Origin of the sequence: Variovorax sp. RKNM96 (assembly GCF_017161115.1) — a bacterium.
In the GTDB taxonomy this organism is placed as follows: domain Bacteria; phylum Pseudomonadota; class Gammaproteobacteria; order Burkholderiales; family Burkholderiaceae_C; genus Variovorax.
The window spans coordinates 4,185,111-4,199,643 of sequence record NZ_CP046508.1; the positions used below are offsets into that span (position 1 = coordinate 4,185,111).

Genomic DNA, 14,533 nt, shown 5'->3' on the forward strand with positions numbered 1-14,533 from the left:
CAAATAGCTAGCTAGAGTTTTTCGGTTTCCCCGCTGCGTGGCTGCCACTTCATGAGGCGCTTCTCGATCAGGCCGACCAGCCCGTCGAGCAGCAGCGCAAAGGCCGTGAGCACGACGATACCGGCAAAGACGGTGTTGACGTCGAACGTTCCTTCGGCCTGGAGTATCAGGTAGCCCACGCCGCGCGCCGAGCCCAGGTACTCGCCCACCACCGCGCCGACGAAGGCCAGCCCCACCGAGGTGTGCAGGCTCGAGAACACCCAGCTCGTGGCACTCGGCAGGTACACGGTGCGCAGCAGCTGCCGCTGGTTGGCGCCCAGCATCTTCGCGTTGGCCAGCACCACCGGGCTCACCTCGCGCACACCCTGGTAGACATTGAAGAACACGATGAAGAAGACCAGCGTGACCGCCAGCGCCACCTTGCTCCAGATGCCCAGGCCGAACCACAGCGCGAAGATCGGTGCCAGGATCACGCGCGGCATCGAGTTGGCGGCCTTGATGTAGGGGTCGAGGATCAGGCTCGCCGTCGGTGCGAGCGCCAGCCAGAGTCCGCATGCGAGGCCCAGCACGGTGCCGATGCCGAAGGCCAGCACCGTCTCCAGCAGCGTGGTGCCCAGGTGCCGGTAGATGTCGGCATTGCCCTTCAGCCCCTCGGGAAACAGCAGGTTCGGCGGCACCTCGAACGGCAGGAACCAGCTCCAGATGCGGCCCGCCACCTGGATCGGCTCGCCGACGAAGAAGGCGAACTGCTGATTGCGGGAGGCCAGGTGCCAACCCACCAGGATAAGCACCAGCAACACCAGCTGCCAGAAGCGCGCGTTGCGCTCGTTCAGGCGCGGGATCATGCGGCCTTCCTCAGTTGTTGCGCGTAGCCCTTGAGCACCTCGTCGCGCAGCACCTCCCAGATCTGCGTGTGCAGCTCGACGAAGCGCGGCTGCGTGCGCACCTCGGCCACGTCGCGTGGGCGGGCCAAGTCGATGTCGAACTCGCCGATGGGGTGCGTCGCGGGGCCGGCCGAGAGCACCACCACGCGGTCGCTCATCGCAATGGCCTCGTCGAGGTCATGCGTGATGAAGAGCACCGCCTTCTTCTTCGCGCTCCAGATCTCGAGCACCTCGTTTTCCATCAGCTGCCGCGTCTGGATGTCGAGCGCGCTGAAGGGCTCGTCCATGAGGATGATGTCGGGGTCGAGCACCAGCGTCTGTGCGAGCGCCACGCGCTTGCGCATGCCGCCCGAGAGCTGGTGCGGATAGCGGTCGCCGAAGCCCGAGAGCCCCACGCGCGAGAGCCAGGCCTCGGCCTGCTCGCGCGCATCGGCGTCCGACACGCCGCGGTACTGCAGCCCCACCATCACGTTGGCGACGGCGCTGCGCCACGGCATCAGCGCCTCGGTCTGGAACATGTAGCCCGCGCGCGCATTGACGCCCGCGAGCGTCTCCCCGAAGACCTTGACCGTGCCCGATGAAGGTTCGAGCAGTCCGGCGCCCACGTTCAGCAGCGTCGACTTGCCGCATCCCGTGGGGCCGACCACCGAGACAAACTCGCCCGCCTTGATGCGCAGCGTGGTGTCGGCGACGGCGGTGTAGCGCTGGCCTGGGTCGTCCTTCGAGTGGAACGTGCAGCTGATGGAGAGGAGTTCGAGTGCGTGGTCGGACATGTCTGCAGGATTAAAAAACCCGGCCAAGGCCGGGTCGCGGGGACGTTCGGAGTCAGGCTTTGAACCTGTCCTTCGCGCGCCTAGCAAAATCGTTGGTGTAGGTCTTGATGAGGTCGATCTTGTCGGCCTTCACGCTGGTGTCGAAGCTCGCGATGGCCGTGAGTGCCGTCTTGGGTCCATCGGACGGCACGAGGCCGTCGGTGGCGATCGATTCGCGCACCTTGTCGAACGACGCGAGGTACAGCGCGCGGTCGCCGAGCAGGTAGGTCTCGGGCACCGTCTTGATGATGTCGCCCGGCCCTGCCGTCTGCAGCCATTTCAGGCCATGCACGATGGCATTGGCCAGCGCCTGGCAGGTGTTGGGGTTCTTCTGGATGAAATCGATCGGCGCGTAGAGGCAGGCCGCGGGCATCGGCCCGCCGAACACCTGCTGCGTGCCCTTGAGCGTGCGCGTGTCGCTGATGATCTTCACGTCGCCCTTCTGCTCGAGCATCGTCATCACCGGATCGGTGTTGCTGATGGCGTCGATCTGGCCCGAGCGCAGTGCGGTGAGCGCGCCGGCCGCGACGCCCACGCCGATGTAGCTCACATCGCTTGCCTTGAGCCCACCGCGCGAGAGCACGAGGTTGGCCACCATGTTGGTCGACGAGCCCGGTGCCGAGACGCCGATCTTCTTCCCCTTGAGATCCTGGATGCCGGTGTAGCCGGCCATGTTCTTGGTCGATACGCCCACCGCGATCTGCGGCGCGCGGCCCTGCAGAACGAAGGCCTGGAAGAACTGGTTCTTGGCCTGCAGGTTGATGGTGTGTTCGTACGCGCCCGAACACACATCGGCCGAGCCGCCCACCACCGCCTGCAGCGCGCGTGCGCCACCGGCGAAATCGGAAATCTCGACTTCGAGCCCTTCGGCCTTGAAGTAACCCAGCTGTTCGGAGATGGTCAGAGGCAGGTAATAAAAAGCGGCCTTGCCGCCGACCGCGATGGAGACCTTGGTCTTTTCCAGCTTGGCTTGCGCAAAAACCCGCGGCAGCGCAATCGCTGCGGCAGCGACGGCGGAGGCGGAAATGAGGGTTCTGCGATGAAGCATGAAGCGGTCCTGCGGGCTCTTTGATTCTTGTGAAGTGAATCGAGCTTAGGGGTGCGCGCCCGTTGCCTGCATCGGGGTCATCCCGTGCGGGTTTCCACGTAAGTACGAAGGCCTCCACGAAGCCTCTGTCGAATGGCTTATTTCGCGAGGAAAAGAATCGCGATGTTGACGAGGAACGCGAGCGCCCAGACCGCGCTGCGCACGCCGCCGAGACCCTTGATGTAGATCGCAAGGTAGATCACGCGCAAGACGACATAGGCCGCCGCCAGCATGTCGAGCCGCGCCTGGTTCACGCCCAGTTGGTGCGCAATGATCACCGCGCCGATGAAGAACGGCAGCCCTTCGAAGGTGTTGGCCTGTGCGCTGTTGGCGCGCGCACGCCAACCGCTCTGCTTCGCGGCCCAGTCGCGCGGTTGGACGTTGTCGCGCGGACCGAAGCTGCCGGCCTTCGCGATCCATGCCGCGAGGTACGGCAGGCCGCAGGCGATGAACACGCACCAGTAGGCGATGGTGAGCAGGGAAAGGGTCATGTCGGGTTGATTGCGCACTATCGACGATCGACCAGTGCGTGCGCGATGGTGCCGAGGTCCACGTACTCGAGCTCGCTGCCGGCCGGCACGCCGCGCGCAAGCCGCGTTACGGTAAGGCCGCGCTGCTTGAGTGCTTCGCCGATCACATGCGCGGTGGCCTCACCCTCGGCGGTGAAGTTGGTGGCGAGGATGACTTCGCTCACCGTGCCATCGAGCGCGCGGTCGAACAGCTTCTGCAGGCCGATGTCTTTCGGACCGATGCCGTCGAGCGGACTGAGCTTGCCCATCAGCACGAAGTAATAGCCGCGGAAGGCACCGGTGCGTTCGAGCGCGGCCTGGTCGGCGGGCGTCTCGACCACGCAGAGCTTCGTGCCGTCGCGGCGCGAGTCCATGCACACGCTGCAGATCGGTGCTTCCGTGAAGGTGTTGCAGAGTTCGCAGTGCCGCACATTCCCGGCCGCCTGCTGCAAGGCGCGCGAAAGCAGCTGCGCGCCGTCGCGGTCGTGCTGCAGCAGGTGGAACGCCATGCGCGAAGCCGACTTGACGCCGACGCCGGGCAAACGGCGCAGCGCATCGACCAATGCGTCGAGCGAACTGGCGTCGGCCATCAATCGCTCAGAACGGCAGCTTCATGCCGGGCGGGAGGCCCGGCATGCCGGCCGTGAGCTTGCCCATCTTCTGCTCACTGGTTTCCTCGGCCTTGCGCACGGCCGCGTTGAAAGCGGCAGCCACGAGGTCTTCGAGCATGTCCTTGTCGTCGGCCAGGAGGCTCGGGTCGATGGTGATGCGCTTGACGTCGTGCTTGCAGGTCATGACGACCTTCACGAGGCCCGCGCCCGACTCGCCTTCGACCTCGATGTGGGCCAGTTCTTCCTGGGCCTTCTTGAGGTTGTCCTGCATTGCCTGCGCCTGCTTCATGAGGCCGGCCAGTTGTCCTTTGTTGAACATCGTTGGTCCTGTATGTGTGGTGAAGAAAAGGGGTGAAGGATAAGAGACGCGGCTGCAGCGTTCGCCTCAGGCGGGCCGCAGCGTTCCGGGGACGATCTTCGCATCGAAGTCACGCATCAGCATCTGTACCTCGGGGTCGCTGTGGATGGCTTCCTCGGCCACGCGCTGGCGCTCGTCGGCTGCGTGCCGGTTGCGGCGCGCGGGGCTGTCGACCACGCCGCCGATCTCGATCGCGAGCTTGATGTCGTGGCCGAGTGCGTTGAGCGCCGCAGTCAGTTTCTCGCGGCTGGAGGGCTGGTTGAGCGTTTCGCGCTCGATGCGCAGGATCCACTGATCGGTGTCGCGCCCCACGAGCTGCGACTGCAAGGCGAGTTCACGCGCGAGGGCCGTGATGCTTTCGGCCGCGACCAGCTGGGTGACCGTGGCATACCAGAAGTCGCCGTCCTCGCTGGGCGGGATCGGTGCGGCCGGCCCGCGCTGCTCGTCGGTGCGCGGCGCATCGCGCTGGCCGGGAGGCGGCTGCACGCGGATCGGCATGCCGACGACCTTGGCGGGAGCGTCCGTGGGAGAAGGCCTGTGGTCCGAAGGCCGCATGGGCTCGTCGACCACGGCCAGGCGATGACCCGCGGGAACCGATGCCGGCGCATTCGATGCTGCAGCGGGTGCCGGAACGGGCGGCGTAGGCGCTGCCCGAGGCGGTGATTCGGCCACGGGCGCCGGGGCCGGAACAGGGCGAGCGACGGGAGCCGGAGCCCTTGGCGCCGCGCCCTGGGCTTCATTCAGAGTTTTTTTTTCCGGGGAAGCCGTCGAAGCAGCCGCGTTGGAAGGCTTGAAGGCCAGCAGCCGCAGCAGCACCATCGTCAACGCGGCGTACTCGTCGGGCGCCAGGCCCAGCTCGCCACGGCCATGCAGGCAGAGGCTGTAGAGCAGCTGCGTTTCGTCAGCCGGCATCAGCGATGCGAGGCGCGCGGTGTCGGCGGCATCAGGGTCGGTGGCCGAATCAGCGGACTCCGCGCGTGAAGGCACCGCCTGCAGCACGGCCATGGCCTGCAGCACCGACGTCATTTCTTCGAGCGTGGAAGCAGCCGACATGCCATCGCGGCGCAAGGCCTCGGAGGTGTCGACCACCGTCTTGCCGTCGCCCTGCGCGAGCGCTTCGATCAGCTTGAACACATGGCCGCGGTCCACGCTGCCGAGCATCTGGCGCACGCCGGTCTCGATCAGTTCGCCGTTGCCGAAGGCGATGGCCTGGTCGGTGAGCGACAGCGCATCGCGCATCGAGCCGCGCGCCGCGCGCGCCAGGAGGCGCAACGCCTGCGGCTCGGCCGGCACCTGCTCGGTCTGCAGCACGCCTGTCAGGTGTTCGAGGATCGTCTCTGGCGCCATCGGCCGCAGGTTGAACTGCAGGCAGCGCGACAGCACCGTGACCGGCACCTTCTGCGGATCGGTGGTCGCGAGCACGAACTTGAGGTATTCGGGCGGCTCCTCGAGCGTCTTCAACATCGCGTTGAACGCAGTGTTCGTGAGCATGTGCACTTCGTCGATCATGAAGACCTTGAAGCGCCCCTGCACCGGCTTGTAGACAGCTTGTTCGAGCAGCGACTGCACTTCGTCGACACCGCGGTTGGAGGCCGCGTCGAGCTCGGTGTAATCGACGAAGCGGCCCGAATCGATGTCGCGGCAGGCCTGGCACACGCCGCACGGCGTGGCGGTGATGCCGCCCTGCCCGTCCGGCCCCTGGCAGTTGAGCGACTTGGCCAGGATGCGCGAGACCGTGGTCTTGCCCACGCCCCGCGTACCGGTGAAAAGATAGGCGTGATGCAGGCGCTGCGTGGTCAGTGCGTTCTCGAGCGCCTGCACCACATGCCCCTGACCGACCATCTCACCGAAGGTTTTCGGACGGAACTTGCGAGCGAGCACGAGATAAGACATTGCGGGCATTCTAAAAGGCGCGGAGAGGCGACTTCACGCTTGTTTCCCTACCGCCTCCGAAATCATTCACGCCTGTGCGAAGGGGGCAAATTCACCCGGTTAGAATGCAGGCTGACGGGCCTCCCTGCATGGTGAAGTGGCCAACCGGGTCAGGTGGGGAACCAAGCAGCCCTAACTGCGTAGTCAGTGCCAGGGGTAAGGCTCGTCAACCTAACATTCAGAAGCCGTGAGTTCCCAGAGAGCTCACGCGCTGTGTCCAGGAGTTACCGGCCCCGGACACCTCAGCCTCCCAGAACTTCGCGCAGCCATCCATGAACTTGGACATCCGGCCCGCCCACATCAGCGATCTCGAAGCACTGGTGCGTCTCGACACCGTGGCCGCGCATGATGCGCGCCGCGCAGATCCAAGGGTGGATCGAGGACCGCTTCTGCCACGTGATCGAGGTCGATGGCGACATCGCCGCCTACGGCGTCCTGCACCACCACTTCTTCGACTGCGGCTTCATCGAGATGCTGATGGTCGGCGAGAAGTTTCGCCGCAGGCGACTCGGCCTGAGGCTCGTCGATCACTTCCAGTCGATCTGCGAACGCCCCAAGCTTTTCACCTCCACGAACCGCTCCAACGGGGCGATGCAATCGCTGCTGAAAGAAGCCGGCTTCAGGGAGAGCGGCCACATCGACAACCTCGATGCGGCCGACCCCGAGCAGGTGTTCTTCTGGCCGTGCGAGCGCTGAGCCGACCTGCTGCTACAGGCCCAACCGCTGGATCGCTCCGCGCGCCGCAGCCGCCCCGCTGGCCATCGACGCCGTGAGCAGATAACCACCGGTCGGCGCTTCCCAATCGAGCATTTCTCCTGCCGCGAACACGCCGGGCAGCGCCGTCGCCATCAGCGCCGGATCGAGCGCGTCGAAGCGCACGCCACCGGCCGTACTGATCGCCTCGTCGACGGGCCGCGTCGCGACCAGCTTCAGCGGCACCGCTTTGATGGTGGCGGCGAGTTGCACCGGGTCCTGCATCGCCTCCTTGCTCAGCGCTTCGTGCAGCACGCCCGCCTTGATGCCTTCGATGCCGAGCCGGCTCTTGAGGTGACTGCTCAACGAGCGCGCCCCGCGCGGGTGCTTCACCGCGGCCAGCACCTGTTCGGTGCTGCGGTCGGGCAGCAAATCGAGCAGCAGTGTTGCGCTGCCGTGGGCGGCGATCTCGTCACGCAGCAGCGCCGACGCCGCATAGATCAGGCTGCCTTCGATGCCCGTGGCCGTCGCAACGAACTCGCCCTTGCGTGCAAAGTGGCGCCCCTGGCTGTCGGTGAAGGTGATCGCGACCGATTTGAAAGGCTGCCCCGCAAAGCGGCTCGAAAAATGTTCGCTCCAGCCTGCGCCGTCGAAGCCGCAATTGGCGGGCAGCAGCGGCGCCACCGTCACACCTTGTGCCTGCAGCCACGGTGCCCACGCCCCGTCGGAGCCCAGGCGCGCCCAGCTCGCGCCGCCCAGGGCCAGCACCACCGCGTCGGCCTTGGCGGTGACCTCGCCTGCCGGCGTCGCAAAGCGCAGTGCATTCGCATCGAATGCCCCGTCACCCTGCCACCGATGCCGCATATGAAACTGCACCCCCGCCGAGCGCAACCGATGCAGCCACGCGCGCAGCAGCGGCGCGGCCTTCATGTCCGTCGGAAACACGCGGCCCGAGGTGCCCACGAAAGTCTCGATGCCCAGGCCCGTCGCCCATTCGCGCACCTGCTGCGGCCCGAACTGCACCAGCATCGGCTCGAGCTGCGCTCGGCGCTCACCGAACCGGCTCATGAACACATCGAAGGGCTCCGAATGGGTGAGGTTCAGCCCGCCGCGGCCGGCCAGCAGGAATTTGCGGCCCACCGAGGGCATTGCGTCGTAGACGTGCACTTGCGCGCCGGATGCGCCGAGGACTTCAGCCGCCATCAGGCCGGCAGGTCCGCCGCCGATCACGGCGACGGTTGGGGAAAGGGTCATTCGAGATTTACCAGTTCGCCCTGCCCGGTGAGGAACGCGACGCGGACCGTGGCACCGGGGTAGGCATGTTGCACCGCCGCGCGGTAGCGCTGCATCTGTGCGATCAACGTCGCGTCCCGTTCGGGGCGCGCTGCGGATTTGTAATCGAGGATCCACCAGGCACCGCTGTCGCGCTCGCGCACCAGCCGATCGATGCGCAGGGTCTCGCCTTCGTGGACCAGCGTGACTTCGTTGCCATGCCAATCGACCCTGCGATCGTCCCACACCCAGGCACCTGCGCCTGCGCGGATGCGCTCGGCGAGCGTCGCGGCGCCGCGCGCCTGCTGTGGATCGAGCATGAATTCGCGGGCCGCTGCACGCACGTGGGCCGAGGGCAGCGCCTCGCCCGGCACCGCCCATTCGAGCAGCCGGTGCATGGCCTGGCCGAAGGCCGCGGCGCGCGCGTCGACGGTGGCGTCGGCGGCCTTTTTGGCGGAAGGCTGATCGGCGGCAGCAGGCGCCGGAGGCATCTGCTTCATCGAGAAACTGGCCACGCCCGTCTCGACGGGCAGTGCAACCAGCGGCTCGTCGGCCTCGATCGGCTCGCAGGCCGATTCCAGCCGCGCCCACCAACTGCCCTCGTTGGCACGTGCCGGCTTCACCGACGACAGCACCAATCGCTCGCGCGCCCGCGTGGTCGCGACGTAGAGGCCATTGAGCTCCTCGCGATGACGCGCGCGTTGCTCTTCTTCCAGCAGCGCAGCCGCGCAGGCCGGCGGCGTCTTCTCGCTCGCGAGGAACACGAAGCGCGTCGGCGCGCTGTCGCTGCCCTTCCACTCGACCAGCACACCCATGGTCTGCGCGCGCGGCGGTGCGGCATCGCAATCGAGCATCAGCACGGTGTCGGCTTCCAGGCCCTTGGCGCCGTGCACTGTCAGCAGTTGCACCGCATCGGGCGCAGCCACCGACGGCGCGCGCACGCCGCCGGCACGCAGGGCGCGGACCAGCGCATAAGGCGTGGCGAAGCGCGCGCCTTCGATCTCGAGCGATGCGGACATCAGCCCGCGCAGGTTGGCCAGCGCGCTCTGACGCATCGCGGCGGGCACGGCGGCGCCGAACTTCGCGAGCACATCGCCATCGTGAAAGATCGCGTCGATGGCATCGTGCGGCGGCAGGGTCACAAGCCAGCGCTGCCATTTCTTCAGGCGGGCACCCGCCTCGACCAGCACCGGCGGCAGGCCCTCGCCTTTCTGGATCAATGCGAACCAGCTCGACGACGGATGCTCGCGCTGCCGCAACGCCAGTTGCACCAGCACCTCGTCGTCGATGCCGAAAAGCGGCGACTTGAGCGCGCACGCCAGCGAGAGATCATGCGCGGGCGAGACCAGCGCGTCGATCAGCGCGACCATGTCCTGCACCTCGGGCGCATCGTGCAGCTCGTTCTTCTCGGGTTGCTGCACGGGAATGTGGCGCTGGCGCAGCGCGTCCTGCATCGCAGACAGCCGATTGCGCCGGCGGGCCAGCACCATGATCTGCCGGGGCGGTATGCCATCGGCGATGCGCTGCGCCACCCAGCGCGCGGCCTGCTCGCATTCCTTCTGCAGCAATTGTTCTTCGGGCAGCACGCGGGGCGTGACGAGGCTGTCGCGCCAGTGCAGCATGCCGTCGTCGGCGGGTGCGGCTTCTGCCGTGTCGCCGAGCGCATCGCGGTCGATGGCCGGCAGCTTGAGCAATTCGCCTTCGTCGCCGCGCTCGGTGGTGTGGGCGCGATAGCCGTCGAACTCGCCCGCATCCTGCGCGGCCAGCATGGCCTGGTTGACCAGCCCGACCACGGCGCGTGCGTTACGGTGGGTGTGGTCGCAATTGAGCAACTCGCCGTCGAGCCCTTCGCGCACGAACTTCTTCGCGGCGATGAACACCTGCGGCTCGGCGCGGCGGAAGCGGTAGATGCTCTGCTTCGGATCGCCCACGATGAACACGCGTGGCGCACTGCCGCCCGCGCCGGTGTAGGCGCTGAGCCAGCCGTAGAGGGCCTGCCACTGCAGAGGATTCGTGTCCTGGAACTCGTCGATCAAAAGATGCGCGATGCGCGCATCGAGCCGCTCCTGCACCCAGCCCGACAACGCGGACTGGCCGAGCAGCAACTGCGCGGCCTGCTCGACGTCGTTCATGTCGACCCAGCCGTGGGCGCGCTTGACGTCGGCGAAGGCGGCGATCAAAAGGCGCGTGAGCCGCGTCATGCGCTGCTGGTAGAGCCATGCGGCGTGCTGGGCCTGCGCGGCGCACAGCACCTGGAGCTCGGCCTCGGCCTCCTGCGCGGCGGGGAATTTCTGCAGGTTCTTGTTGAGCCGGTCTTCGCTCGCGACGAAGAAGTTCTTTCTCAGGTGCGCGAGCGCAGCGGAGAGCGATTCGACTGGAGGCTCGCCGACGCCGAACACGTCGATGATGGCCTCGGCCGCCTTCTGCGGCGTCTTGTTGGTCTCGCGGCCGAGCGCGGCGGCTCGGTCTAGCCACCGGCGGCGGACCGGCTCGCCACGCAGGGCATCGGTTGGTTCGTCGAGGCCTTCGAGCGACGGATAGAGTGCGCTGAAGTGCTGTACGGCGTTTTCCGCATCGGCCAGCGAGAACTCGACCCGCTTGGTCAGCGCTTCGCCCAGCGCCTTGGCCGTCTGCGAGCGGCCGTGCGTCGCGACGACGGCGTAGTAGTCGGCCAACGCATGTTTGTCGGCGGTGACTGCTTCGAAGAAGGGCCGCCAGGTGTGGCCGCGTGCCTCGGCATCGTCTTCGAGCAGTTCGTAGTTGGATGGCAGGCCCAGCTCGCGCAGCACCGCGAGCGGCGCGTTGCGCAGCAGGCCGGCGAACCAGGCGTGGAAGGTGCGGAACTGCACGGGGCGGCCGCCTTCGAGCAGGCGCCTGTAGAGGCCCTTCAGCCGCGGCACTGCAGCCAGCGCGGCGGCAGGTTCGACGCCGCGCATCACGAGCTGCTTGACCAGTTCTTCGGGGCTTTGCTCGGCGAACTGTTCGAGCCATTGGTCGAGACGCTCGCGCATCTCGCCGGCGGCCTTCTTGGTGAAAGTGATCGCGAGGATCTCGTGCGGCTCGCAGGCGGAGTCGCCCTCTTCGAGCAATGCCCGCAGGATGCGCGACACCAGCATCCAGGTCTTGCCTGCACCCGCGCAGGCTTCGACGGCGACGGAGCGGCGCGGATCGCAGGCGACGGTGTAGAAGGCTTCGCGTGTGACGTGCCGGCCGTTGTGTTCGTAGGCTGCGCCGTTCACTTGGACACCTCCCAGAAGTCTTTGCGGCACAGGCCACGGGCCGCGCAGTAGTCGCAGACGGCGCCCTCGCCCAGCGGCGGCAGCGCCGCTCCCTCGGCGATGCGCGTGAAGTCGCTCATGATGCCGGCCACCAGCGCATCCCTTGCCTCGACCACCGCAGGCTGCTCGACGGTCTGCGTGCCCGAGGACTTCTCGCCCACGTTGACGTAGGCCGCACGCAAGGTGTCGTCGGCCACCAGGGCCGCGTAGAAGGCTAGCTGGGTGTCTTCGGTCGGGTCCTTCACGCGCTCCTTGGTGACGCTCGCGGACTCGGTCTTGTAGTCGATCACGAGGGCCTGGCCATCGGATGTGCGGTCGATCCGGTCGAGGCGGCCGACGAGGCGCAGGCCGCCGAGCGGCTGCTCCTTCCAGGGCTCGGATTCGACGAACACCGCGCCGCCCGCCTCATGCCCCGCGAGCCATTCGAGATAGCCGTCGCGCACCGCGGGCCACGCCGCGGCGAACGGAAGGAACTCGGCGTCGGAAAGGCCGTACTCGCGCGTGGCGCGATGCGCGGCTTCTTCGATGCGTTCCACGCGCTCCTGTGCATCCTGCGTCGGGGTTTCGATCAACGCCTCATGGAAATGGCCGAGCACGGCGTGCAGCCAGTTGCCGAAGTCGCGCTTGTCGACCTCCACGTCGAGCTCGTCAGCGCTGCGCAGCCCCAGCTGCCGCAGCGCGAAGAAGCGATAGGGGCAGCGACGCAGGTCTTCGTACACGCTGGTCGAGATGTTCTCCAGCGGGAGCAATGCACCCGAAGGTGTGGGGACCGTGGTCGGCTGCACGGTCACGTCGCGCGCAGGGCGTGGATCGATGGCAGGTTGCAGCACGTGGTCAAGCTGCAGCGCCTGCACCAGCGGGCTCGGACGAACGGGCTCGCCGCTCGCGTCGGACGCGCGCCAGACCAGTTCGCACCAGGGGTTGTGCAGGGCCGCGGTCCAGGCCGAGCGTTGCGCGGCTTCAAGGGTTTCGCGCGACGGCAGGCCCAGTTCGAGGCGCTGGGCGGCGCTCCAGTTGCCGGGGGGTTCGGGCGATGCGGGCAGGCGTCGGTCATCGCAACCCGGGATGACCACGGCGCCGAATGCGCGGCCCAGCAGTTGGTAGAGCGGCAGAACGATCACCTTGGGCGCCTGGTCGCCGGCGGGCGGCACGAAGCTCGCGTCTTCGAGCACGTCGCGCACCCAGGCGGTGAACTCGGCGAGCGTGTGGCGGCCGCCGGGGAACTCGTCGGCATCGCCGTGGGCCTCGGCATCGAGCCACAACGCGGCGATGACCTTGCCGCCGGCCATGTCGTCGGCAAGGGGCGTCCATTGCCCGCTGCCTTCGAGCAGCTCACGCAACGCGCGCAGCCACTCGGCCACGGGCCTGGACTTCATCATCGCTGCACGGCGTGCCTCGATGGACTCGGTGTAGGGCAGCAGCGCCACATCGCTCGGCTTCTCGCTGCGGGCGACGAGGCTGCACCATGCGGACCAGTCGCGCAGGCCCTCGCGTCGCAGACGCACTTCGAGCGCCTGCACGGCCAACGCATCGCCATCGGCGCCGCTCTTGAGCCACTCGAGCACCTGGTCGCTGGCGGCGTCGTGGGCACAGGCGCGCAGCGCGCTCATCAGCGTGGCGGCGGCGCGGGTGGTCGAGAGCTTCCAGCCGGTTTCGTCGTGCGTGACGATGCCCTGGGCCTTGAGCTGGGCGCTGATGCGGCGCGTCAGCGCGCGGTCGGTGGCGATCAACGCGACCGGCGCGCGGCCTTCGGCGAGGTGGCGCAGCACGCAGGCGGCGGCGAGCTGGGCCTCGTCCTCGGGGTCTGCGGCCACGTGCGACGCCGCGGGGTCCACGGGCGTGTTCGCGGGCACCAGCGAGAGATGCAGTGCGTGCTCGCCCCACAGGGTGCACAGCGTCTGGGTGAGCGGATCGGTCTGGAAACCTTCGAGCACGATCAGCGCATCGACCTGGTTGCGCACGCTCTCGCGCAGCAACACGTCGGTTGCGTAGCCCGAGGTCGCGGCCCAGGCGACGGCGATGCGGATCAGCGCGCTCTCGATGCGGAACCACTCCGACTCGCTGCCCGCCTCGGCCACCTGCGCGGCACGCCGGGCCCACTCGCCGACGCGCTCATCGGGGAGCGATGCCGACGCGAGCGGCGCGAGCTGGTAAGCCAGCTCGACGACGCGGCCTGCCAAGGCGAAGCGCTCGTTGTTGAACCCGGACTGCGACAGCAGCGCCTGGGCCGTGATGAGGTCGCGTGCCATGTCGAATGCGATGTCGTAGCCCGTCGGCAGAAAGCCGCCCGCGCTGCGCGCCCAGTTGTGCGTGGTCTCGAAGCGCGGCACGAAGCCCGCGCTGCCGCAACGCGCCCACATGCCGCGCGCCACGCTCATCAATTGCGCATACGGCACCAGCACCACGGTGCGCGCCGCATGCAGCTCGCGTTCGGCGAGCGCGCGGACGATCCGCGCGACGACGCCGTCGGCGGGGTCGCACCACAAGGCGTGGACGGGGTGGCCTTCGTTCATGTTCTATCGAGGGGTTTGAGAGTGCGAGGACGTGATCCGCAAGGCCTTTGGCTATCGCCGCCATAGCGGCTGCGCATGGCACGTCACCCCTTGGTTTCTGTCACAATGACCTGCACTTTAGCTGCACCGAAACTCTCTGCGCACAAGGACACATCACATGGCCAGCGAACTCATCAAACACATCTCCGATTCCTCTTTCGAAGCCGACGTGCTCAAGTCCAGCCAGCCGGTGCTGGTCGACTACTGGGCCGAATGGTGCGGTCCCTGCAAGATGATCGCCCCGATCCTCGACGAAGTGTCGGCCACCTATGAAGGCAAGCTGCAGATCGCCAAGCTGAACGTGGACGAGAACCGCGACATCCCCGCCAAGTTCGGCATCCGCGGCATCCCCACGCTCATGCTGTTCAAGGACGGCCAGCTGGCCGCCACCAAGGTCGGCGCCATGAGCAAGGCGCAACTCACGGCCTTCATCGACCAGCAACTCGCCTGAAGGCATTTCACCCGGCCAACGCGCAATGCGTTGGCCGGCGCGTTTTTCCTGTCATAATCTCCCACAGATCACCGGCCCTTTCAGGCAACCGGTT

General features: G+C 67.3%; 12 protein-coding genes and 1 other RNA gene. 3 read left to right on the forward strand and 10 right to left on the reverse strand.

Going from position 1 to position 14,533, the window contains the following annotated elements; genetic code table 11:
• Positions 1-11: 11 nt before the first annotated feature.
• The 7 genes from GNX71_RS19290 to dnaX all read right to left on the reverse strand — a co-directional run bounded on the left by GNX71_RS19290 (position 12) and on the right by dnaX (position 6,154).
• On the reverse strand, positions 12-845 hold the full coding sequence (locus GNX71_RS19290) for an ABC transporter permease (RefSeq protein WP_206173812.1): 834 nt from the start codon (positions 843-845) through the stop codon (positions 12-14).
• Positions 842-1,657: an ABC transporter ATP-binding protein gene (locus tag GNX71_RS19295; RefSeq protein ID WP_206173813.1), complete on the reverse strand. Its 816-nt coding sequence runs from the start codon at positions 1,655-1,657 to the stop codon at positions 842-844. Before GNX71_RS19295 ends, GNX71_RS19290 begins: the two co-directional genes overlap by 4 nt.
• A gap of 52 nt (positions 1,658-1,709) precedes the next feature.
• Entirely contained in the window at positions 1,710-2,744 is a 1,035-nt protein-coding gene (locus GNX71_RS19300) for an ABC transporter substrate-binding protein (protein ID WP_206173814.1), read from the reverse strand.
• Between the two features lie 137 nt (positions 2,745-2,881).
• On the reverse strand, positions 2,882-3,274 hold the full coding sequence (locus GNX71_RS19305; RefSeq protein WP_206173815.1) for an MAPEG family protein: 393 nt from the start codon (positions 3,272-3,274) through the stop codon (positions 2,882-2,884).
• Between the two features lie 17 nt (positions 3,275-3,291).
• Entirely contained in the window at positions 3,292-3,882 is a 591-nt protein-coding gene (gene recR, locus GNX71_RS19310; protein WP_013540938.1) for a recombination mediator RecR, read from the reverse strand.
• A gap of 7 nt (positions 3,883-3,889) precedes the next feature.
• Positions 3,890-4,222 (reverse strand): YbaB/EbfC family nucleoid-associated protein, encoded by a 333-nt coding sequence (locus GNX71_RS19315; RefSeq protein WP_007836669.1) that lies wholly within the window; start codon positions 4,220-4,222, stop codon positions 3,890-3,892.
• A 66-nt stretch (positions 4,223-4,288) separates the two neighbouring features.
• Complete coding sequence (gene dnaX / locus GNX71_RS19320; RefSeq protein WP_206173816.1) at positions 4,289-6,154, reverse strand: DNA polymerase III subunit gamma/tau; 1,866 nt, start codon at positions 6,152-6,154, stop codon at positions 4,289-4,291.
• A gap of 113 nt (positions 6,155-6,267) precedes the next feature.
• Between dnaX and ffs the strand changes: the two genes are divergently transcribed.
• Both ffs and GNX71_RS19330 read left to right on the forward strand, forming a co-directional pair.
• Positions 6,268-6,364: signal recognition particle sRNA small type (gene ffs / locus GNX71_RS19325), an RNA gene on the forward strand.
• A 135-nt stretch (positions 6,365-6,499) separates the two neighbouring features.
• Positions 6,500-6,889 carry a GNAT family N-acetyltransferase gene (locus tag GNX71_RS19330; RefSeq protein WP_346776872.1) on the forward strand — a complete coding sequence of 130 codons (390 nt, stop codon included), beginning with the start codon at positions 6,500-6,502 and terminating at the stop codon, positions 6,887-6,889.
• A gap of 12 nt (positions 6,890-6,901) precedes the next feature.
• On the opposite strand, the gene GNX71_RS19335 is transcribed toward GNX71_RS19330, so the two are convergent.
• The 3 genes from GNX71_RS19335 to GNX71_RS19345 are packed head-to-tail and all read right to left on the reverse strand — an operon-like array spanning position 6,902 to position 13,949.
• Positions 6,902-8,140 carry a TIGR03862 family flavoprotein gene (locus GNX71_RS19335; protein WP_206173818.1) on the reverse strand — a complete coding sequence of 413 codons (1,239 nt, stop codon included), beginning with the start codon at positions 8,138-8,140 and terminating at the stop codon, positions 6,902-6,904.
• Positions 8,137-11,397, reverse strand: a complete 3,261-nt coding sequence (locus GNX71_RS19340) for a UvrD-helicase domain-containing protein (protein WP_206173819.1) — start codon at positions 11,395-11,397, stop codon at positions 8,137-8,139. Before GNX71_RS19340 ends, GNX71_RS19335 begins: the two co-directional genes overlap by 4 nt.
• Positions 11,394-13,949: a PD-(D/E)XK nuclease family protein gene (locus tag GNX71_RS19345; RefSeq protein ID WP_206173820.1), complete on the reverse strand. Its 2,556-nt coding sequence runs from the start codon at positions 13,947-13,949 to the stop codon at positions 11,394-11,396. Before GNX71_RS19345 ends, GNX71_RS19340 begins: the two co-directional genes overlap by 4 nt.
• A gap of 157 nt (positions 13,950-14,106) precedes the next feature.
• Here GNX71_RS19345 and trxA point away from each other — a divergent pair, with 157 nt between their 5' ends.
• Complete coding sequence (gene trxA / locus GNX71_RS19350; RefSeq protein ID WP_042578306.1) at positions 14,107-14,439, forward strand: thioredoxin TrxA; 333 nt, start codon at positions 14,107-14,109, stop codon at positions 14,437-14,439.
• Positions 14,440-14,533: the final 94 nt, after the last annotated feature.